The 22565-nt window shown below is 38.6% G+C and carries 20 protein-coding genes; 16 read left to right on the plus strand and 4 right to left on the minus strand.

Going from position 1 to position 22565, the window contains the following annotated elements:
* The first annotated feature begins 1 nt into the window (after nucleotide 1).
* From F7731_RS11420 to F7731_RS11430, 3 genes are all read left to right on the plus strand, one after another.
* Nucleotides 2-1024 carry an ABC transporter ATP-binding protein gene (locus tag F7731_RS11420; protein WP_425481994.1) on the plus strand — a complete coding sequence of 341 codons (1023 nt, stop codon included), beginning with the start codon at nucleotides 2-4 and terminating at the stop codon, nucleotides 1022-1024.
* Nucleotides 1025-1163: 139 nt separating this feature from the next.
* Nucleotides 1164-2321 carry an MFS transporter gene (locus F7731_RS11425; RefSeq protein ID WP_151534916.1) on the plus strand — a complete coding sequence of 386 codons (1158 nt, stop codon included), beginning with the start codon at nucleotides 1164-1166 and terminating at the stop codon, nucleotides 2319-2321.
* Between the two features lie 214 nt (nucleotides 2322-2535).
* The gene (locus F7731_RS11430; RefSeq protein ID WP_151535160.1) at nucleotides 2536-3270 is read left to right on the plus strand and encodes a sulfite exporter TauE/SafE family protein; all 735 of its coding nucleotides are present in this window, start codon (nucleotides 2536-2538) and stop codon (nucleotides 3268-3270) included.
* A 605-nt stretch (nucleotides 3271-3875) separates the two neighbouring features.
* Here the strand turns inward: F7731_RS11430 and F7731_RS11435 are convergent.
* The 3 genes from F7731_RS11435 to F7731_RS11445 form a co-directional block, all read right to left on the minus strand.
* Nucleotides 3876-4505, minus strand: coding sequence for a cysteine hydrolase family protein (locus F7731_RS11435; RefSeq protein WP_151534917.1), 630 nt, complete (start codon nucleotides 4503-4505; stop codon nucleotides 3876-3878).
* 345 nt (nucleotides 4506-4850) lie between these two features.
* Entirely contained in the window at nucleotides 4851-5252 is a 402-nt protein-coding gene (locus F7731_RS11440; RefSeq protein ID WP_129731953.1) for a VOC family protein, read from the minus strand.
* A gap of 553 nt (nucleotides 5253-5805) precedes the next feature.
* Complete coding sequence (locus F7731_RS11445; protein ID WP_151534918.1) at nucleotides 5806-6273, minus strand: MarR family transcriptional regulator; 468 nt, start codon at nucleotides 6271-6273, stop codon at nucleotides 5806-5808.
* A gap of 193 nt (nucleotides 6274-6466) precedes the next feature.
* On the opposite strand from F7731_RS11445, the gene F7731_RS11450 reads away from it, so the two are divergent.
* A complete protein-coding gene (locus tag F7731_RS11450) occupies nucleotides 6467-7186 on the plus strand; it encodes a DUF6022 family protein (protein WP_151534919.1) in 720 nt (239 codons plus the stop codon).
* Between the two features lie 753 nt (nucleotides 7187-7939).
* Here the strand turns inward: F7731_RS11450 and F7731_RS11455 are convergent.
* Entirely contained in the window at nucleotides 7940-9193 is a 1254-nt protein-coding gene (locus F7731_RS11455) for a helix-turn-helix domain-containing protein (RefSeq protein ID WP_151534920.1), read from the minus strand.
* 104 nt (nucleotides 9194-9297) lie between these two features.
* On the opposite strand from F7731_RS11455, the gene F7731_RS11460 reads away from it, so the two are divergent.
* The 12 genes from F7731_RS11460 (at nucleotide 9298) to F7731_RS11515 (ending at nucleotide 22565) form a co-directional block, all read left to right on the plus strand.
* Nucleotides 9298-10407: a mandelate racemase/muconate lactonizing enzyme family protein gene (locus F7731_RS11460; protein ID WP_151534921.1), complete on the plus strand. Its 1110-nt coding sequence runs from the start codon at nucleotides 9298-9300 to the stop codon at nucleotides 10405-10407.
* A 14-nt stretch (nucleotides 10408-10421) separates the two neighbouring features.
* Nucleotides 10422-11123, plus strand: a complete 702-nt coding sequence (locus tag F7731_RS11465) for a GNAT family N-acetyltransferase (RefSeq protein ID WP_151534922.1) — start codon at nucleotides 10422-10424, stop codon at nucleotides 11121-11123.
* A 349-nt stretch (nucleotides 11124-11472) separates the two neighbouring features.
* Nucleotides 11473-11658 (plus strand): SE1561 family protein, encoded by a 186-nt coding sequence (locus F7731_RS11470; protein ID WP_151534923.1) that lies wholly within the window; start codon nucleotides 11473-11475, stop codon nucleotides 11656-11658.
* Between the two features lie 169 nt (nucleotides 11659-11827).
* Nucleotides 11828-12862, plus strand: coding sequence for an ABC transporter permease (locus F7731_RS11475; RefSeq protein WP_151534924.1), 1035 nt, complete (start codon nucleotides 11828-11830; stop codon nucleotides 12860-12862).
* A 1-nt stretch (nucleotide 12863) separates the two neighbouring features.
* The gene (locus tag F7731_RS11480; protein ID WP_151534925.1) at nucleotides 12864-13577 is read left to right on the plus strand and encodes an ABC transporter ATP-binding protein; all 714 of its coding nucleotides are present in this window, start codon (nucleotides 12864-12866) and stop codon (nucleotides 13575-13577) included.
* 107 nt (nucleotides 13578-13684) lie between these two features.
* Nucleotides 13685-14365, plus strand: coding sequence for a response regulator transcription factor (locus F7731_RS11485; protein ID WP_151534926.1), 681 nt, complete (start codon nucleotides 13685-13687; stop codon nucleotides 14363-14365).
* Nucleotides 14362-15741, plus strand: coding sequence for a sensor histidine kinase (locus F7731_RS11490; RefSeq protein ID WP_151534927.1), 1380 nt, complete (start codon nucleotides 14362-14364; stop codon nucleotides 15739-15741). The genes F7731_RS11485 and F7731_RS11490 overlap by 4 nt, the downstream gene beginning before the upstream one ends.
* A gap of 199 nt (nucleotides 15742-15940) precedes the next feature.
* Nucleotides 15941-17488, plus strand: a complete 1548-nt coding sequence (locus tag F7731_RS11495; protein WP_151534928.1) for a fumarate hydratase — start codon at nucleotides 15941-15943, stop codon at nucleotides 17486-17488.
* 252 nt (nucleotides 17489-17740) lie between these two features.
* On the plus strand, nucleotides 17741-18535 hold the full coding sequence (pdaA, locus tag F7731_RS11500; RefSeq protein WP_151535161.1) for a delta-lactam-biosynthetic de-N-acetylase: 795 nt from the start codon (nucleotides 17741-17743) through the stop codon (nucleotides 18533-18535).
* A 387-nt stretch (nucleotides 18536-18922) separates the two neighbouring features.
* Nucleotides 18923-19831 carry a DNA-3-methyladenine glycosylase family protein gene (locus F7731_RS11505; RefSeq protein ID WP_212031176.1) on the plus strand — a complete coding sequence of 303 codons (909 nt, stop codon included), beginning with the start codon at nucleotides 18923-18925 and terminating at the stop codon, nucleotides 19829-19831.
* A gap of 19 nt (nucleotides 19832-19850) precedes the next feature.
* The gene (rlmD, locus tag F7731_RS11510) at nucleotides 19851-21239 is read left to right on the plus strand and encodes a 23S rRNA (uracil(1939)-C(5))-methyltransferase RlmD (RefSeq protein WP_151534930.1); all 1389 of its coding nucleotides are present in this window, start codon (nucleotides 19851-19853) and stop codon (nucleotides 21237-21239) included.
* Nucleotides 21240-21710: 471 nt separating this feature from the next.
* Nucleotides 21711-22565, plus strand: a complete 855-nt coding sequence (locus F7731_RS11515; protein WP_151534931.1) for a malate synthase — start codon at nucleotides 21711-21713, stop codon at nucleotides 22563-22565.

Raw genomic sequence — 22565 nt, forward strand, 5'->3', positions numbered from 1 at the left:
AATGTCTATGCCTATGACTAAATCAAGTAATGTACAGATCGAACCAGCAAAAGAATCATTGTTAGAAGTGAAGCAATTAAAAAAGTTTTTTCCAGTGAAAAAAAACTTCCTGCATTTAAATAAGGAAAAAACATTTGTTCAAGCAGTGAATGATGTTTCTTTTACTTTGTATAAAGGCGAAACTTATGGACTAGTCGGTGAGTCAGGTTGTGGAAAAAGTACGACAGGCCGTACAATCTTGAAGTTAACTGACCCGACCGAAGGCCAAGCAATTTATAATGGAAGCAATATTTTCAAACTCTCAGAACAAGAGCTGCGGAAAGTGCGGCAAGATATCCAGATGGTTTTTCAAGATCCGTATTCTTCTTTGAATCCAAGAAAAAGAATCGGTAAAACATTAGAGGAACCGCTGGTCATTCATAACATTGGAAATGCCCATGAACGCACAGAAATTGTCATGGAAATATTACATACAGTCGGTTTGCAGCTCGAACATTATTATCGGTATCCGCATGAGTTTTCAGGAGGGCAAAGACAGCGAATCGGCCTTGCAAGAGCACTTATTTTGAATCCGAAAATACTAATCATGGATGAACCGGTCTCGGCGCTGGACGTCTCAATTCAATCCCAAATCCTTAACCTGCTGAAGAAATTACAGTCAGAGTTAGATTTAAGTTTTCTTTTCATCTCACATGATATGGGTGTTGTTCGCCATATTTCTGACCGGATCGGCGTGATGTATCTTGGGAGATTAGTAGAAGAGGCGCCGACAGATGAATTGTTTTCAGCCCCGTTACATCCGTATACGCAGGCTCTTTTATCAGCTGTGCCGGTGCCGAAATTAGGAACGAAAAGAGAGCGGGTCATACTTAAAGGTGATTTACCTTCACCGATGAACCCTCCTTCAGGTTGTGTTTTTCATACAAGATGTCCGTTTGTCATGGAGAGATGTAAATCCGAAGTGCCTCAAAAGAAACATAAGACAATGGAGCATCATGTTGCCTGTCATCTTTATGATGAATAAGTAAGTAATTGATCTAGGGGCTCCTTCACAATTCGGGGAAGGAGTCACTTTGTATGAGGATCCTGTCTTTCATGTAGTGTGACATGAGAGATAAAAAGGACTGTAGGTTTTGGTCCACATGAATATGAGGCGAATAAATATGGTATTAAGAAATGTCTTGCTGATCGTTCTCGGATTTCAAATTGTAATTAACGCCACCCGTCCAATCATCACATTATCTGCATACGACATGAACGCTTCCATGTTTGAGATTGGGGTATTGACCGCATCATTTGCGCTCTTGCCGCTTCTATTCGCCATTAAAGCGGGGAAAATTGCTGATAAGATTGGAGACCGTCTTCCGGTCATTATGGGTTTAATCGGGATGGTCATCGGGATGCTAATTCCGTATTTGAATGAATCGATTATCTCGTTATACATGAGCCAGTTTTTTGTCGGTATTTCCAATGTCTTCATTGCCGTTTCCTTACAAAACGTCCTCGGACATAATGCAACAAAAGAAAAGCGTGATCACTACTATAGTATGTTTGGGCTTGCTGTTGCTGCTGGTGCATTTATCGGCCCGATTATGGGAGGATATTTGTCTGAGCATTTTTCTTACGCTGCAGGTTTTCTTGTGTCCATGATCATCTGTGTGTGTTTAATCGGATTTGCTTATACGATTCCGGTCGTTATAAAGGAGCAAGCTGCCGATAAAGTACGTTCTGGTTCATCGCTTCAGTTAGTGAAGAGTCCTCTAATTCAAAGGGCGTTATTTTCAAGTGCACTCGTGTTGTATTCAAAAGATATATTTGTTGCCTATTTCCCGCTCTATGCAACAGAGATGGGCATTTCTACTTCCATGATCGGTTGGGTCCTTTCTATTCAAGGTTTGGCGATGATGGTTATCCGTTTTGTTTTACCCCATTTACTACGGCGGTTCGAGCGAGAGCTTATTTTATTTACTTCTATTTTACTTGCTGGTGCGTCTTTTCTCATATTTGCCCTATCAACGAACGTGATTCTTTTTTGTATTATTAGTTGCTTAATGGGGCTAGGGTTAGGATGTGGGCAGCCCATTTCGATGACGACGACGTATAACGCCTCACCAAAAGAAAGAACAGGGGAAGTGCTGGGCATTCGCTTAATGACGAATCGTCTGTCACAGCTTATTGCACCGGTCTTTTTCGGTGCAGTAGGGGGCTGGATCGGTGTCGTATCTGTCTTTTATGTGAGCGGCGCCTTTTTAATCGGAGGTGCTTTTGTAATGAAACCACGCAAAAACCAAGATGAATCAAGGTCTGTCAAAACATCCTAGACAGATAGTTAATATATTTTTTAGTGTGTTCAAAAAGGAGGACAAAAAGAGCCGAGAAGTTCAAGGAAGCGAAGCCTTCGAGCACCGGAACGTATGCTTTTAATACGTGAGGAGCGGAGAAGCAAGCTGACGCAGAAATTCGACAGCGATTTTTCCCGGACTTTTTGAACAACCTCTTTTAGTGACTAATTCGAGAGATTGAGAGGTGTTCAGCATAGAATACGTTCTAATTTTTTTCATTGGGATCATTGCGACGACACTCGGTACACTTGCTGGAGGAGGTGGACTCATTAGTCTTCCGGCCATGCTGTTAATGGGGCTTCCGATTCACGGAGCGATTGGGGCGAACAAAGTATCAAATACTGTTAGTTCGTTTTCCAGCTTTTTCGTGTTGGTAAGGCGCAAGGAAATATCGTTTAAAGAATCGTACTGGATTATTCCAGTCAGTCTTGGTGGCGGGCTAACAGGAGGCTATGTTGCATCAATACTTTCGGAGAAAAATTTGTATTGGATTGCCGTTTGTTTACTCATCTTCGCATTCATTACTTCGTTTTTATCCAAAGGGAGCTTTAGCGGGGATAAACCTCTCCGCTTCTCAAAAGCTAGTGTACCAGGCTTATATGGAATTGGAATCTACGACGGATTATTCGGTCCTGGCCAAGGGACACTAATGCTCTATTTATTCGGTCATTTACAGGTTGCATACATCAAAGCGGTAGCGTATGTCCGGCTCGCTACATTTTCAAGCTGCTTCGGAGCAGCTATAAGTTATATTGCTTCAGGAAAGATTATTTGGCCGCTGACAATTGCTTTGCTGCTTGGTTCGGTTGCAGGTGCGCAAATGGGGGTGCGAATTGCTCAAAAGTTGAAACCCAAATTCGTTAAGCCAATTCTACGTATTGTAACGGTCGCCATAATCTTTCAGCTGATTATAGATAACATTAAGTAAAGCTTTGGATGATCCCTGGTATTTCAAAGGCTCTTTAACCGAATAGGTTGGGGGTCTTTTTTGTTGCGATTACAGAAAACGCGCCCGATTGTTGAAGATCATTGCTTAAATCTTATTCAAGATAGACACCCGTTAATTTAAGTGCAATTCTTCACAAATTCACAAATCGTAATTATTCAAAATAAAAAACTGCAAAAAAGCTCGTTTACACGAGCTTATCTTTTTCGGTACCTCTACAAAATCAAAGTTATTGGTGATATTAAACTAGTTAATAAAGAAGTATGAAAAAAAGTGATTGTTGCTATCATATCGTATGAGCTTAAATCACCCATAACTGCTGTGATGTTTAAGTTAAAAGCAATTATCGAAAAGTCGGACTGTATCAAGTTTGATTAGATATTTGAAAAAGTGCAACAAGATGATGGGAGAGTTTCAGGAACTAGAATAGATATGGTGGAAATCTATCTAATGAATCACACTATAATTGAATCTTAATTTTATAAGAATAGACTTATTGGATATCCTTAATGAAAGCACCTAACGGTTGCAACATTTCAATTAATCAAAGAATACTTTCTTCTTTAGTAGACTATTTAAGAGTATCATTACATATTTGAAATGGCTTCACGTGTTGTCCATGTAGCGCTACTGAAAGCTCGGTAGTTCGTAACAGCAGCATGAAAATCGTTTTCACTAATTGTGGCAGTTGCATCGTAAACAACAGCTGTCTTGAAGCCATTTTCGATTAAATCTCTCATATGCGATTCAACACATACGTTTGATAATACCCCAGCCAAAATTACTTGTTCTTTTCTGCGTTGTCTTAGTTGATAGACCAGATCATTTGTCTGAGGACTGGCCACCTTGTGCGGTGTTGCAATGATGGTTGTTTTGTCCCAGATATACGGAGCTAAACTTGAAACATAATCGGCTTCCGGAGTTGGAGGACTATATTGATTTAATTTCTGATAAACACGCAAACTAATCAACATCTCTTGTTCGTTCCCTGTAAACTGCCAATCATAGTCATGTGGATATAAAAAGTGCGGGGAGACAAAGAGCTGATAACCTTTACTACGGGCAGTGCTTAATAGCAGTTCCAAGTTGACTAATGTATTATTCTGTTTAATGTTAGCCTTTGTCAAATGATATCCTCTTCCTCCTGGAGACAAAAAGTCATTTTGAGGGTCAGTAATAACAATTGCAGTTTGGTTTAAACATAGAATTGTTCCCACCTTTTTTATGTTTTCACTTATCGATTATACGAAAGGACACTAATCCTTATTCCGGATATGCGCCCGATTGTGGAACAACAAGGTATGTCTTTATCTTGTGAAACGGTTCACCGTCACGTATATAAATGAGGTTCCCATTTATTGTGCATAGGTTAGTTCTAATATGTGTTAATACAATTTATGTAAGACCAATAAATTAACACGGGCTAATACAGTTGATTTGTATTAGTTTAACTCACGAATTTTTCCTTCTAAGCAACGATTTTGGATTGAATGACAGATATGAGATTATACGGGGAGTAGAAAAAAGCCGGTGACCTTAAGTAGGTGACCGGAGTTTCCATATTAGCGTTTCGGCATTTTGCTCTCATCCATGTACAGCAGGTTCCAGCGGTGACCGTCCAGGTCGGCAAATCCTGCGCCGTACATCCAGCCATCAATTTCACTCGGCTTGCCAAAGATACTTCCTCCGGCAAACTCTACTTTTTGAATAAATGCATCTACTTCTTCTCTGCTTTCAGCGCCAATGGAAAATATTACTTCTGCGCTATGGGAAGTATCTGCGGTTTTTGAACCTGTAAATTTCTCAAACGCCGCATCCGGGAACAGTAGAATCGTTGTTTGTCCTATGGCAAGCTTGGCTCTCTCGTTACCAACGCTCACCGCATGGAATCCAATCTCATTGAAAAAGGCAGTTGACCTCTCAACATCTTTGACCGGCAGGTTAATCCAAATCTCCTGTGACATGGCTGTAGCCTCCTGGAATATATTTTCAACTACTCCTACTATACTCTACTTCTGGCAAGAGAAGCGAATCTTATAAAAGAAACCGCAACATAAATAATACAAGTACCATTTACTCATTATCAAAGAAGTCGGCTGGGTAGGTTTACCAAATGATGGTGAGTTATTATTAAGCTAACGGGAATCGATAGTTCAATAAATGTAGAAAAGATGGTTCTTCCTGTAGAGTGACAATAAAGTTATTTAATTAAAAACCTTAAATAAGCATAACCCCGTCCTAAAATCAGAACGGGGTTAAAATAAAGTTGTTTAATTTTTGATGAAAAATACTTCACCGAACTAAAAAATAACAATAAAAGTCGTTTAAATCTAAGTTTTATGCAACAATCTTGCCCTTTTCAAGAAGAAAGACACTTTCCTTATTTCAGAAAAGCGCCCGATTGTTGAACATCGTTTTTGGCTATTTTAGATTACCCACGTGTCTTTCCAAATGCACGGCATGCCTAATCCAACTTAAACTGTAAGGATACCGGTTGTCGGTTGAATGATTTCCACTTTATCTTACTTTCTTTGACTCTTCGTGAAGTATAGCTCGACTGCGGGCTACAAAGTCAAAAAGAAATTTAATCTCCTGATCATTATATTTTTCGAATAGTTCTCTCATTGATTGGCTAAAAGAAGCGAAGAGAGGGAGAATCTCTTTCTCGACTTTTTGAAAATGTACATTAATCATGACCCTTCTGCGATCTTTCGGATCTTTATCCCTATACACATAACAAGCTTTTTCAAGCCTGTCAATCACGCCAGTAACAGTTCCTGTCGTAAAGCCAGTCATTTCGGCCAGCTTGCCAGCAGTCATCGGATAGTTCTGCAAGATAATATCCAGACATTTGTGATCTGTCGAATTCAAGCCCAGTCTTTCAGCTACGTTTTGATGGAACATGATGGTTTCCGTGCTGAAGTTCCTCAATTCCTCATTAAATAATTCTAATAATTGTTCCCTCGATAAATTTTCTTTTAACATTTTGAAAACCTCCGCATATAAATAATATATCTCACGAGATAAGATATTTAGTAAACGAGATAAGATTCTTGTTAAACATAATATATTCAAAAACTACAGTAATAGTTCAATGCATATGCACATTATTAGTAACCGTTAGACGCGGATGTCTTATATGAGTGAGAGAAAAAATAAATTGAGAGGTGTTTTTTCAATGAATTCACTGAAAGAAGTTCTTTCGCAAAATAAAGGGATTACTATTTATACGCTTGCAAATTACATGAAGCAATATACTCGGAATAATTGGAAATCCGTATTGCAAGAATATAAATCGGAGTTTCAGGATGCATTTGATAAGTCAGGGGAATTTGCCTATGGTATCTTCGGACGTAAGTTGTTCGGGCCTTTGATCAAAGAAATTGAGCGTGAAGGGTTTGTCTTGGAGTCTGATCATTTGGCTTCTTCCGTGGAGTATTGGGGGCCGCCGGAAGAACGGGAACGGTGCATGTGGCATATTTGCAAACAAGCCGATGGTACTCCAATAGGGAGCTTGGTCACCCGTGTCTTTCACGATCATACGCAGTTTCGTATACCTCGTTCACCTGATATCATAGCACTTGAGAAAACGGAAAAAAGCGAGATCGTCGAGGCGCTTTCCCGTGCTTCCAACCGCATCACCAAATATAACGAATTCACTGGTACATTTTTAACAGAAAAAATCGACAATGACGAACAAAAGGAGCAAGGTTGGGAATACAGTGTTGAGGTTGGATTGGGAGATTATCTTGAAATCGATAACCCCGAAATGAGCGAGGGGATGCTTGATCATGCTCTTTCTCTTTGGGGACACAATAACTGGGAACTAACGTCAGTTGTTCCTTATCAGGGACGTCTAGTTGCGTTCTTTAAACGTCCTATTTTCGGAAGAGAGTAGAAATTAAAAGTAAGCACTGTAGTTACCTGCCTTCTAAGGTGTAGTACCATGGGAATTAAATGACTCTGTTTGTTACTTAATCAATAAAAACGAGCGCTCTTGCTCGTAGGAAACTGCGAAAGTCATTTCGGTAAGCAGATTGCAGTTGATCACACGGTTACTGTTTCTACCTAAAATTGTAGCTAACCCCCTCGATATCTTCTACTCCTTGACGTATGGGTATCTTAGGGGTTCGCTTATATTTATTGACGTACATTTTACCCTAAAAAGCATTAATCCCTGTCAATCCTTTTTTAAGTAAAAGTCCACAATTTAAACACGTTATCTTCAACAATCTGGCCCGATTGTGGAATAAGAAAAATTCCTGCAAGTTGTTGTAAAAATGAGGTCATATAGAGGTCTAATAAATAAAAAGTACACCACTATTTTGATATGCTCCCCTTAAGGTAGACAGGTTAAAAATCACAAACGTTATCAAGAACGACTAAACGGCCTTAGCCCTATGGAATATAGGGCCAAAGCCGCTTAAATCAATTTTTATTATTTCCACTGTCTACTTGACAGGGAGCACTTCATTTATAAGTGATGTACTTTTTATTTAATGTGTGACATTAAAGACAAACATCTACTCTACACAATAAAAGGGTACATTCACTTGTCTTTAATTTTACAGAGTAGTAAGGGCTTTAACTAATACAAAAGCTATTTCTAAATTAGTGGAGGTCGGAGTGGGATTCCCCCCGACCCACCGATTTAAAAAACTATCGGGATATTCAAGTTATATAACGCACGGGGCCGTCCTTGCTGATAGGTCATTTCTTCGCCGACAATTTGGATATAGCCATGGTCAACGAGCTTTTTAATCATTCTTTCCGCTGTACGTCTTGAGACTTGAAGGTAGTCTGCTAAATCAGCGGAGGTGAAATGCTGCCACCCGCTATCCTTGGCAAAATCAATGATTTTTGCTAGATTTGCTGGACTCAATTTTGCTTTTTGAGCAATTAAATATAAATCCGGATGATCATTTACAAGTTTTTGTTGTTTTTGTGAGTGAGGAAAAGGCCCAAGCAAATCTTTATTTTCAGTTAGAATATAACAGGAATGATGATTCTTTTCAGCAAAGCTTAAAGCAACTAAGGCATTTTTTTCCGCTTCTTTCATGGTAGCGCCGTAGCCGAATCCGATGAAGATTTCCTGATTTTCTAAAAAACTAAAATCATTAGGGTTTAATGCTTCAATATCACCGCGAGTGCTGTACAAAACAAATAAAGAATCATTTCTTTGTTGGACTGTTGCAAAGATTTCATGGGCAAAAATATCAATGCTTTTCCGTTGCTCTCCATTGGATGAATTTACGGAAATGTACCCAACAGCGACTTGAGCGGACTGGCTTTTCACATATTCAGCTTTCGCCTTCGCTTCCTGCAGACCGCGAATTAATGTTGTTTTCGGGTCAGCCATCCGTATAACGGGTACACCGAGAGTAAATAATTGATCATAAACAGCATGCACACTCGTGATGGCTAAATCGATTTCTCCCTTCTTCCATAATGAATGATGAAAGGTCACAAGCTCGTCAAACTTAAATAGCTCACTAAGTAAAATATTTCCATAGTCCATAATGTGCAGAGGTCCAGTTTCAATATCAATAGCATCCAGCACGTTTGACACAATCGAAGAGTCAAATAAATCGATAGATATGCGCTCAAAGGGAATATTCTTATGGTATAATACCGCAAGAAGGGTAGAAGCAATTGTCATTTCATCCTGTGCCAAATAGACGACTGGAATGGGCAGCTGATCATGTAGCTTTTTTGTAAATAAATATGGCAATGTTCCAGAAAGGAAGATGACATCACAAGGCTTAATTTGTTTCAATAATTGTGAAGCTTCCTGCGGATTTTGATAAATATATCCGTCCAATTCAATATTGGAGACTTGATGAGACACAGATTGAATTCGATCGAAGAATTCAGCAGACCCTATAATAGCAATTCTCGTTTGCATCGTTCACCTCTATAGGAGAATTTTTATTTTTTTAATTAACGACTATTTAACGACAACTATATCAAAAAAGTTGAAAATTTTATACAGAAATGAGGAAAATTTATATGAAAATTACAGCTATTCATCTTCACGCCATTCATTTACCGCTTCATGTTCCTTTTGTCGTCAGCTATCATTCTTACAATGACATGCCATCATTGATCGTTAAGATTGAAACAGACGAGGGAATTATCGGCTATGGAGAGGGAGTGGCTGACGAGCATGTAACTGGGGAATCATTGCAAAGTATTTTTCAAATTATAAAACATACACTAGCTCCTGCTCTTATCGGTCAAAACCCAATGGAGATTGAGAAAATACACGATATTATGAATAAATCAATTTATGGAGCGCCAACTGCTAAGGCAGCAATCGATATTGCCTGCTTTGATATTATGGGCAAAAAAATGCAACAGCCCGTGTATCAGTTAATTGGCGGCCGTTATCATGACGAGTTTCCGATTACACATGTGTTGAGCATCGCTGAACCTGAAAAGATGGCAAGTGAAGCGGCTGAAATGCTAGAGCAAGGCTATCGTTCTTTTAAAATGAAGGTTGGAACAGATGTAAGAAAGGACGTTGAGCGTATTCAAGCTGTTCGTGAGCGTGTCGGTGAGGACATCGCCATTCGCGTTGATGTAAATCAAGGCTGGAAAAATAGCGCCAACACCATTGTTGCATTGAATCAATTGCGTGATTGTAACCTCGATTGGGTAGAACAGCCGGTTGTGGCGGATGATATCGATGGAATGGTTGAAATTAATCAGAAAACAACGATTCCTCTTATGATTGACGAGGGTCTTAAAGGTCAGCGCGAAATGTTAGAGATTATTCAAAAACGTGCGGCACATAAGGTAAATATTAAATTAATGAAGTGTGGGGGCATCTACCCTGCGGTCAAGCTTGCTCATCAAGCAGAGCTTGCTGGCATTGAGTGTCAAATCGGGTCGATGGTCGAGTCTTCTATTGGATCAGCAGCCGGTTTCCATGTTGCTTTTTCCAAAAAAGTGATTACAAGGGTAGAGTTAACAGGTCCATTGAAATTCTCAAAGGATGTCGGCAACTTGCATTATGATGTTCCGTTTATCCGTTTAACTGAAAAAGCGGGGTTAGGCGTAGATGTAAATGAAGAGATACTGAACGAATTAACTGTCTTACAGGATGTCGTTCGCTAGGGAGTGAGAGTGAATTGAGTAAACTATATGAAGGAACTCTAAATGTACATGGGCAAACAGTGCCATTTTTCGTACAGCAATTAACAATGCAACATTTAGGAAAAATATTAAAAGTGCAGGAGCAGGTTGTTGCCCACTTGAACGGAAAAAGTACGCTGCAGCCGCTGACAGAGGAAGAGTTTCGCTATATTTTAGAAGGAAATGGAATGATGATTGGCGCTTTTGATGGGAAAAAACTAATCGCGTTCAGAGCATTATTAGTACCTATTATGGATGAAGAGCATTTAGGGCTGGATATTGGTCTGCCAGAATCGGATCTTTCAAAAGTGATTTATCAGGAAATTTCAAATGTCCTTCCAGATTACCGTGGAAATCAGCTTCAGAAAACATTAGCTAAAGTGATTATGAAAGAGTTATCTAAGAATAATCACGGCTATCACTATGTTTGCTGTACTGTTGCTCCTTTTAATATTCCGAGCTTAAAGGACAAATTTTCTCAAGGCATGCGGATTGCGGCATTAAAAGAGAAGTATGGCGGGAGCTTGCGCTATATTTTTGTTATGGATTTGGCTGAGCAAGCTGATCTGGAGTGGACGGAGAGCACTTTCATTCCGATGGAGGATACTGCTGCACAGCAATTGAAGCTGTCTGAAGGCTGGAAAGGGATTCAAATGGAGAATCGGGACGGCAAGCTGTGGGTGGAATATAGGAAGTAGTGAGAAAGAGGTTATATGATTGCCATGAGCTGTCCATGGTAACCGTTTAAGGTGAGTCATTTGAAAAATGGTAGTCATGAGTTGTTCATAGTAACCGTTTATGGTTAGTCTTCCGAAAAACGGTCGCCATGAGCTGTTCATGTTAACCGTTTAAGGTGAGTCATATGAAAAACGGTCGCCAGGAGCTGTTCAAGACTACTCTTTAAGTAGAATCCCTATTTAGTTTAAACTTCTCTCTAATCCTCACCCGAAAAAAACGCAATCAATTGGTCATAATATAAACAAAAACAATTTGCGCCTAAAGGAATTTTTCGGTAGGATGGTAACGTAGTGAAAGGAGAGAGCTTTTTTGGGAAGTAATATACAAGATAAAAACAACCAAGTAGTATTTTTAAAACAACGATTAAATATGTTCCTTGATGTACTTGATGCAATTGAGCCAGAAGAGGCGGATCTTGAGGACATCGATCGTTTAATCGAAATTATTGACGATATTGAATCGAAATGCCGCGAATTTAATAATCGTGATGAATAAAGAGCCGTTTGGCTCTTTTTATTTTGTACAAAAAAATACCCAGCTAATTTAACCAAACATGTTCTATGAAATTCATTCCAGTTTCGTTATATATGTAAAGATTTGTTCATCTTCCGTTCACAATGGAGGTTTAGTCTAAGTTTGTCAAACGAGAATGGAGGAATGAATGATGAACCTTGCATGGAAAGAAATGAAGAAAAATAAAGTAAGATTTATGATTTTAGGTTCCATTGTTTTTCTTGTTAGTTTCCTAACTTTTATGATTTCAGGTTTAGCAAATGGATTATCACAAGACAACGCTGCCCTAATTAAAGATTTACCAGAGGGCCAATTTTACATGAGTAAAGATGCAGATGAAACTTATAATCTGTCCAAAATAGATCGCCGTACTCAGGATGAAATATTAAATACACAAAAAGATGCTGTAGCTTTTTCCATTCAAATGGGCTTTTTAAATGATACGACTGGCAAGCAACATAGCATTGCTTTCGTTACATCCACTGATTCAAAACTATTTAAACATGTGAAACACGAGGAAATCATACTAGATCGAACTTTAAAGGATAAAGGGATCAAGGTTGGAGATATATTAACGAATAATCAATTTAGCGGCAAGTTTATTGTAAAGGGTTTTGTTGATCAAAAGAAATACAGTCATGCCCCTGTTGCTTATATTAATATGGAGGATTACAAAGAAATTTACCGAGTGGAAGAAATGCAATTGATGTTCCTACCTGGAGGAGATTCTTCACAAGGATTCACGGGCTTACAATCATTTTCAAAGAAAGATTTTCTCCATACGATTTCAAGTTATAAAGCAGAACAGCTTTCTTTAAATATGATTGTTTGGTTTTTAGTTGTCATTAGTGGAATGTTGTTTGCTATCTTTTTCTATATGATGAACGTTCAAAAAATGGGTTTATACGGTATTTTAAAAGCAATTGGTCTAAAAACAAGTAAATTGTTCAATATGATGTGGACTCAAATGGTTTTCATTACAGTTACTTCACTTGTTATGTCTATTTTACTCAGTCAAGTCTTTCAATTAATTGCGCCAAAAGGAATGCCTTTTAGTTTACCTCTTGAAACAACAGCGCAGTTATCTTTCGTATTCCTAGTTATCGGATTTATTGGGGCTTCACTATCAGGGCTACAAATAAAAAAAGTCGAACCATTACAAGCGATACAACAGGGAGAGGTTTAATGTGGAAATTTTTACAATTGATAAAGTTAGAAAAACGTTTATAAATGGTGAGGTAGAGGAAGAAATATTAAAAGGAATTAATCTTACCCTGAAAGAGGGTGAGGTAACAGCATTAGTGGGTGCATCAGGCTCTGGTAAAAGTACGCTTCTTACAATCGCTGCGGGACTTCAGCCTACATCAGAGGGACAAATCATATTCGAAGGGAAAAATATGACTGTCATGAGTTCAGAGCAAGTTCGAAAAGTACGAGCAAGTAAATTTGGTTTTGTCTTTCAATTTGCCCATCTTGTTCCTTTTCTCACAGTAGCTGAACAATTAATGCTCATGCTAGATGTTTCTGAATCGAAATTAAAGAAACAAGAACAAAAAAGAGAAGTTGATCGCATTCTAAAATTAGTTGGAATGGACCATCGGAAAAATGCCTATCCATCTTCATTGTCAGGTGGAGAGAAGCAGCGAGTGGCCATTGCTCGTGCAATGATTCACAAGCCTAAAGTTCTCTTCGCAGATGAACCAACGGCAAGTTTAGATTCAAAAAGATCTAAAGATGTCATGTCATTAATCCAAGATTTAACGAAAACCCTGAACATTACTACCTTGATGGTTACCCACGACGAAGAGATGCTTTCTTATGCAGATCATATCATTAAAATGAGCGATGGTCTCATTCTGTATAATAAAGATTCAAACCTTGCACCAAAGGAAATGGCATAAAATTAATATTATTTTTTATCCAGTCCTGTCATATTGCGCGGGGCTATTTTTTTATATAGAGTTTTAGAAGAAAGGGTTTAATTTTTACTAATATAGGAGTAATCATGATGACGAACATTTTAATTGTTGATGACGATATCCATATTTTAAAGCTTGTACAAATTCATTTATCTGAACAAGGTTATAAAACATTCACAGCAAAAAACGGAATCGAAGCTTTGGAGATTCTTCATAAGGAAATATGTGATTTAGCAGTGGTGGATGTCATGATGCCTTTTATGGATGGCTATACTTTAACGCAAGAGATCCGCAAGCAGTGTAATATTCCGGTCATCCTTTTAACAGCGAAAAATCAAATCGAGGATAAGGAGCAAGGATTTCAGGCAGGAACGGACGATTATTTAGTGAAGCCTTTCGAACTGAAGGAATTAAGCTTTCGGATAAAGGCCTTATTACGGCGATATGATAAGAAACTAGATGAATCTATTGTTCGTGTAGGTAGTACAACCATGAATAAAAATAGCTATGAAGTGCAGATTGGGGACCGAACGATCCTTTTACCTTTAAAGGAATTTGAACTTTTGTATTTTTTAATGTCAAAACCTATGCAAGTGTTTTCCAGAGACCACTTAATTGAATATATTTGGGGTTTAGATTACGAAGGAGATGACCGAACAGTAGATGTTCATATAAAACGATTAAGAGCACGTTTTTCTAAATTGACAGATGATTTTCAAATAAAAACGGTTCGAGGGGTTGGATACTCACTGGAGGCAAAGCGGGAATGAAAACTCTTTATGTGAAATTTGTTGTCATTACGATTGGAATTATGATTTTAAGCAGTATTCTAGCTTTTTTCATATCCAACACTTATTATCAACAAAAATTAAAGCCTTATAACGATCAAAAAATCACCAAAATTGCTCAATCTATATCTGAATTTACTAACAAGCACCCGAATATAAATTTGAACGAATACTTAGAGAATATATCATCCATTGGATATCAAATTTATTTGGTGGACAACGCTGGAGAAGAGGCTACTTTTGGCAAACCATTCAGGGATAAAAGTCTTGCAGTTTCTACTAAAGAATATGTACTAAACGGCAATACTTATCATGGTATTCTTCATTTTCCACAACAAACGTTTGTAACAGGTTTCTTTGCAAATGAATTAAAGAATACTATTGGTGTTCCATTAGCACATGGTGGAAGAAATTATGCTCTTTTCATAAGGCCGGATATTAAACTTCTTTTTAATGAGATGCATTTTTTATTTGGATGGCTGCTTGCCCTAACAATTATTTTGAGCATTGTCATGGTCGTTATTAGTACAAAATATTTAGTAAAACCAATTTCAAAGCTAACAACAGCCACAAAATTACTCTCCAAAGGCGATTTCAATGTTGAACTTAATACGACTCGCCACGATGAATTAGGAGAACTTTCCCGAAGTTTTTTACGAATGGCAAGTAAATTAGAACAAATGGATGAAACAAGAAAGGAGTTCATTTCGAATATTTCGCATGATATTCAGTCACCTCTATCCAATATAAAAGGATATACGAACTTATTGGAAAAAGAATCATTAAGTCTTGAAGAAAGAGGCCATTATGTTTCAATCATTCATGATGAAATTAGCAGGCTTTCGAATTTAACTAAACAATTATTACTTCTTGCCTCATTAGATCGTAATGATGATATTGTGAAGAAAAAGCCATTCAATGTTGGTCAGCAAATGAAGGAATTGATACGAAATTATCAATGGCTAGTAAGTGAAAAGGGTATTATGCTTAGCTACTCCTTACCAGATACGAAAATCATCGGTGACTCATCCTTACTCAATACCGTATGGGATAATCTATTAACAAATGCCATTAAATATAATAAACCTGATGGCAGTATTGAAATATCAATTGAAGAAAGAGGAGAAACGATAGTAGTAACTTTCAAAGATACAGGAATAGGATTGAATCATACAGAAATAGAGAGGATATTTGATCGTTTTTATCGGGCAGATACCGCACGTACTAGAACAATCGAGGGAACAGGACTTGGTTTATCCATTGTTTGGACGATTGTTAAATTGCATGATGGTCATATAGATGTGAATAGTAAAGAAAATGAAGGAACTACTTTTATTGTTCAGTTACCAGTTAATTAGTAATTGTTGCAACTTGTCATTTATTGCCGAGGAAATAGTCAATCGGTATTGAATGACTCTTTTTTGTTTAAGGCCATCTTTTCCTTCGGCAGAATAAAAGCTTTATCTTTAATTACTTACCCATTAGGAGTATAATATAATCGCAATTAATAATTATTTTCAAAAAATATATCGTGCTCAAAGGGGAAGGGGAACGAGAATGAATATCGAAAAGTTTCAAGAGAGTATGTATCAGCTAATTGTTGAAACATCAACAAAGCTTCCAAGGGATGTACGCCGTGCGATTAAAGCAGCAAAGGAAAGAGAAAGTGCTGGTACAAGATCGGCGATGAGCTTAGCAACGATCACAAATAATATTAAAATGGCTGACGATAATGTTTCACCAATTTGTCAGGATACAGGTCTTCCAACCTTCAAAATCAAGACACCAATTGGGGCGAACCAGCTTGTGATGAAGGAAGCAATTAAAAATGCGATCGTACAAGCTACGAAGGATGGAAAGCTTCGTCCGAACTCAGTTGACTCGCTAACAGGGGATAATAGCGGGGACAATCTTGGAGCGGGCGTTCCGGTCATTAAATTCGAACAATGGGAAAACGACTATATTGACGCGCGCCTCATTTTAAAAGGCGGCGGCTGTGAAAATAAAAATATTCAATACAGCTTACCTTGTGAGCTTGATGGGTTGGGACGTGCAGGCCGTGACCTTGATGGCATTCGCAAATGTATTATGCACTCGGTTTATCAAGCACAAGGACAAGGCTGCAGCGCTGGCTTTATCGGTGTTGGCATCGGTGGAGACCGTTCTTCAGGCTATGATCTTGCAAAAGAACAGTTATTCCGTTCAAATGATGATGTAAATCCAAATGAAGATTTACGCAAACTTGAAGAGTATGTCATGGAAAATGCGAACAAGCTTGGCATCGGTACGATGGGCTTCGGTGGAGAAACAACTCTTTTAGGCTGTAAAATTGGGGTCATGAACCGTATTCCTGCAAGCTTCTTCGTATCTGTTGCGTACAACTGCTGGGCATTCCGCCGTTTAGGTGTAGCGATCAATACGGAAACAGGTGAAATTAACGAGTGGATGTACCAAGAAGGTGAAAATATCGACTTCGGTGCAACAGAAGCGGAAAAAGAAACAGCAGCAGCTTCTGAAACAAAAGCGGAGGTTATTACATTACAAGCGCCAATTACCGAAGAACAAATTCGTGGCTTGAAGGTTGGCGATGTTGTTCAAATTAACGGCAGAATATTCACTGGCCGTGATGCGATTCACCATCACTTAATGTCCCATGACGCACCGGTAGATCTAAATGGCCAAGTTATTTATCACTGCGGTCCTGTTATGCTGAAAGATGCTGAAGGAAAATGGCATGTGAAGGCTGCTGGCCCAACGACAAGTGCGCGTGAGGAGCCATACCAAGGCGATATCATGAAAAAATTCGGCATTCGCGCGGTAATCGGAAAAGGCGGAATGGGTCCGAAAACATTGGCTGCTCTTCAAGAGCATGGAGGAGTGTACTTAAATGCAATCGGCGGCGCAGCGCAATACTATGCAGATTGTATTAAAGACGTTGAAGGTGTGGACTTAATGGAATTCGGTATTCCTGAGGCCATGTGGCATCTTAAAGTAGAAGGCTTCACTGCAGTAGTCACAATGGATTCACATGGAAACAGCTTGCATGCTGATGTTGATAAATCTTCTTTAGAGAAGCTTGCTCAGTTTAAAGAGCGTGTATTTTAATAAAAGGCTATATTAGGGACCATTGATTACTAGCCTTATGCATGCATGCGAACGGGTTTTATTCGGGACGAAAACAGGTATGTATAAGGCGGTTTGATAGCCAACAATATTCATTAACAAAACCTAATAAAAAATGCTCTAGTCATTCCTTTAGCTAGGGCATTTTTTATGCCGTTTTTTGGCATCGATTGCTGTGAATGTTTTGCATGCTTACACAAACAATAAGAAAAAAATAGAGGAGGATTGCAGATGATGAAATGGTTCAAACATCTAAGCATTCTAAGTATTATTTTCTTCTTATTTTCATCAGCAGTCTATGCGTATTCCAACAATCCCATTCATTGGGGATTTAAAAAAGCCTCCAATGAACAGCCGGCTGATGCCGGAAAAGAATGGGATGAATTGCTCGAACGGCTAGGTGCCTACTACAAAGGGGATCCGACGAAAAAAGAGATATATCTAACTTTTGATAATGGTTATGAAAATGGTTACACAGCAAAAATTTTAGACGTATTGAAAAAAGAGAAGGTGCCAGCAGCATTTTTTATAACCGGTCATTATTTGAAAACCGCTCCCGATCTAGTGAAGCGAATGGCAACTGAAGGTCATAATATCGGCAACCACTCCTATCATCACCCCGATATGACGACAATTAGCAATGATAAAATCGCTGAAGAATTAGAAATGGTTCGCGCAGAAACGGAAAAACTCACTGGTATTAAAACGATGACCTACTTGCGTCCGCCCCGCGGCATCTTTAGCGAACGCACGATTGAAGTAGCGAAGAAGCATGGCTATACCCACATCTTCTGGTCATTGGCGTTTAAAGATTGGGTTGTCGAACAGCAAAAAGGCTGGCAATATTCCTACGATAATATTATGAAACAAATTCATCCAGGAGCCATTCTGCTACTTCACACCGTATCCAAGGACAATGCCGACGCCCTGGAAAAAGCGATTCAGGATTTGAAAAAGCGGGGATATACATTTAAAAGCTTGGATGATTTGATGATGAGTTTGGGCGTGGAGGAGAGAATGCTTTATTGAAGTGGGGGCTAGCGGATGTAATAAGGAAGTCGCCGATATAATAGGAATGTCGCTGATAAAATGAGAAAGTCGCCGATAAAACTAGGAAATCGCTGATAAAATGGGAAAGTCGCCGATAAAACCTGGAAGTCGCTGATATAATAGGAAAGTCGCTGATAAAACTGGAAAGTCGCTGATATAATGAAAAAGTCGCTGATAAAACGGTGGAACTGATCGATAAACAGCAGCACTGGCGGATATATTTGAATAGTTGCGGATATCTTGATGAAAGTGGCGGATATAATCAAAATCTGGCGGATATATGACCAAATCTGGCGGATATGCTAAAAATTAGACCCAATAACGGGTCTTTTTATATTTTCAAGATACAGCTTTAGTCAAAGCATAATGAAAAATGCTATAATTACGGAAAAATGGTTAAAGGACGGATCATTCTTGGAAACAATACAGATAAAAGGCCCTTACAATTTTGATCTTGTACTGGACAGGCTTTCCATCGACCCGCTTAATCAAGTGGATATAGCCAATCGATCGGTAAAAGTGCCACTGCTGATTGAAGGCGAACCGATTGTGGCAATAGTAAAAGCAATTGGAACAACTTTAGCTCCCGAATTCGAGATTGAAGGGACAGAGGGACAATATAAGGAAAAAGCCGATAAAAGACTAGCGGAAATTTTTCAATGGCATACTCCACTTGAAATGATTAGCGAGCATTTTAAGAATACAGATCTTAAAGAAATCTTTGAACAGCATCATGGCACACCCATTGTTCTCGATTTTTCTCCCTATAATTGCTTGCTGAAATGCATTATCCATCAGCAGCTAAATATGTCTTTTGCCCATACTTTAACAGAGCGGTTCGTCAAAACGTATGGATTTGAAAAAGAGGGCGTTTGGTTTTACCCGCAACCGGAAAAAGTCGCCAAGCTTACTGTAGAGGATCTTCGCGAGCTCCAGTTCAGCGGACGAAAAGCTGAATATGTGATTGGCATTGCAAAGGAAGTCATGGCAGGTAACCTTAACTTTGATGAACTAAAAACAAAATCAGATGAGGACATTTTTAAACAATTAATTAAACTACGCGGAGTTGGTCCGTGGACGGTTCAAAATTTCCTCATGTTTGGGCTCGGCCGTCCGAATCTTTTTCCAATGGCGGATATCGGCATCCAAAATGCAATTAAAAAATTATATCAATTAGAAGCAAAACCAGCTTTAGAAGAAATGGAATCATACTCAAAAGGCTGGGAACCTTACTTAAGCTATGCTTCCCTATATTTATGGAGAAGCATAGAATAATCTGGAGTGATCAAGCATCATGAAACAAGAACAAACAGCAAAACTCAAACTGAATCAAACTTTTCCACTAACTATCAAAAGACTCGGAATTAATGGCGAGGGAGTCGGCTATTTCAAGAAGCAGGTTGTCTTTGTCCCAGGAGCTTTACCTGGGGAAGAGGTTGTCGTCGAAGCAACGAAGGTGAATCCAAAATTTGCTGAGGGAAAAATAAAGAAAATCCGTAAAAAATCAGAGCACCGCATCCAGCCGCCATGTCCGATTTATGAACAGTGCGGAGGCTGCCAACTTCAGCATTTACAGTATAGCCAGCAGCTAAAGGAAAAACGTGATATTGTTATTCAATCACTGGAAAGACATACGAAGCTGAACCTAGACCAAATCAATATTAAAGAAACAATCGGCATGGACGACCCATGGAATTACAGAAATAAGAGCCAGTTTCAAGTCGGGCTAAATGACGGAAAAGTCCTTGCTGGCCTATACGGAATGAACTCCCACCGCCTAATCAATATTGACCAATGTGCAGTTCAGCATCCGCAAACAACAAAAGCAACTGTAACCGTTAAAAGGATTCTGCAAGACCTTAAAATCCCGATATATAATGAAAAAACAAGAAAAGGTCTAATTAGAACGATCGTGATAAGAGTTGGCATTCAAACAGGCGAACTGCAAATCGTCTTGATCACGACAAAAAAGGAACTTCCGAAAAAAGACCTCATCATCCAAGAAATTAAAAAGCGGCTCCCGGAAGTGAAATCCATCATCCAAAACATTAACGGACAAAAAACATCCTTAATTTTTGGTGAAGAAACAGTCAATTTGGAAGGAAATGACTTCATCCAAGAAACACTTGGCGACCTATCCTTCGAACTATCAGCCCGGACATTTTTCCAGCTTAACCCCGAACAAACCGTTAAGCTCTATAATGAAGTGAAAAAAGCGGCTGGCTTAACTGGGAAAGAAAAAGTAGCGGACGCCTATTGCGGAGTCGGAACGATTGGCTTATGGGTAGCGGACCAAGCCGCCGAAATCCGCGGAATGGACATTATTCCAGAATCCATCGAAGACGCTAAGAAAAACGCCGCCCGCCATGGTATCAAGCATGCCAAATACGTTGCGGGGAAAGCAGAAGTCTTGCTGCCAAAATGGGTGAAAGATGGATGGAGACCGGATGTAATCATTGTGGATCCACCTCGTACTGGGCTTGATGAACAGCTGTTAAAAACGATTTTAAAAGTGAAGCCGAAGAAGGTTGTGTATGTATCTTGTAACCCGTCAACATTGGCGAAGGATATTAATGTTTTGGGTTCTAGCTATAAGGTTGAGATGATTCAGCCCGTCGATATGTTTCCGCAGACAGCTCATGTGGAGTGTATCTCGCAACTCATTTTAAAGAAAGGCAACTAACCCACTAAACTGTACCCTATAGAGTAGACACTAAAAAAGGTCTGCCCTATAGGGTGCTTTTTTGTATAATGAACAAAATGGGGAATCGGAGAATAATAAAATGACCAAAATATATAGGGGTTTTCCAGAAGTTTCGCGACTTTTTGGAGACCTTTATTTCATAGCTATTTCAAGGGAGTGCAGAGAATAAAACTCCATTTTACCTCACGATAAATTGTGTTGTCAATAAAAAGTTTGTAATATTTTCAAAAAAGTGTTATAATAGTCTTACAATTGTTTTTTTAATCGTATTCCGAATTCCGCTGTATTTTTTTGCAGATAGAATTATGGATACGTTTTTTTAATATCCTTTTTAAAGTCGAAGAAAAATTCAAGCAATTGTGTGAGCTTTAAAGGTAAGTTAGTTGAATAAAATTATCAATTTACTGCTAATAGTAACCGAGTTTTTATTCTACAAGGAGGACTAGAATATTGAATCTAATCAATAAGAAAGTTACACACAAACGTTTTGGCATGGGTAGTATAGTTAGACATAATGATTCTAGTATTGAAATAAATTTCGCATCGGAAAATAAAAAGTTTGTTTTCCCCGATGTATTTGGAAAGCACCTAAAAATACATGATAAAAGTGTTGCTAATTCACTCGAAAAAATTTTACAAAAAAAGGAAATGGAACGAAAAAAGGAAGAATGGAAAAAGGAAGAGGAAAAAAAATTTCAACGAAAAAACCAGGAACTTCGCTTGGAACATGAAAAACTTATGAAAAATCATAAACTTCATCCCGAATCACAAATGGTTTTTTGGTGTGACACAGAAGAAAAGAATAGTTCTTTTTCAGAGTGGAAGGTTTTTTCAGGCGTAATAAAAAGTGGTAATAACAAGGGGAATCCAAACAAACCCATCCGTTTGCACCAAAATAGCGCTGTCCTGTTAACAGCAATAGATTCCAGCATGCCTGAAAAAGACAGGCGTATCTTAGGTGTCTATATGGTGAATGAAGATTTTATCGGTAAGCTTTGTGAAGATGGATATATTCCTGCTCATTCAAAATACAGACTCCAACTTACAGAACAGGAATCGGATCAGATGCTTTTCTGGGAATATTATGTAAATAAGAAATCCCCTCACAAAATGACATGGAATTCAGGTAAATACCGTTATTTGGATAATTCATGGATAGCTCAAATTTTGCTTGATATAGTTTCGTTGAAAAGTGACCCAAAGGAACGAGAGCTGGCACAACAATTTTTTGAACATTTTTGTAAAATGAATCAGATAGCAGATCAAGAGTTACCAAAGCCTAATGGCGCATTAATGCGTATTTAG

Source organism: Cytobacillus depressus, assembly GCF_008923245.1.
Classification (GTDB): Bacteria; Bacillota; Bacilli; order Bacillales; family Cytobacillaceae; genus Cytobacillus; species Cytobacillus depressus.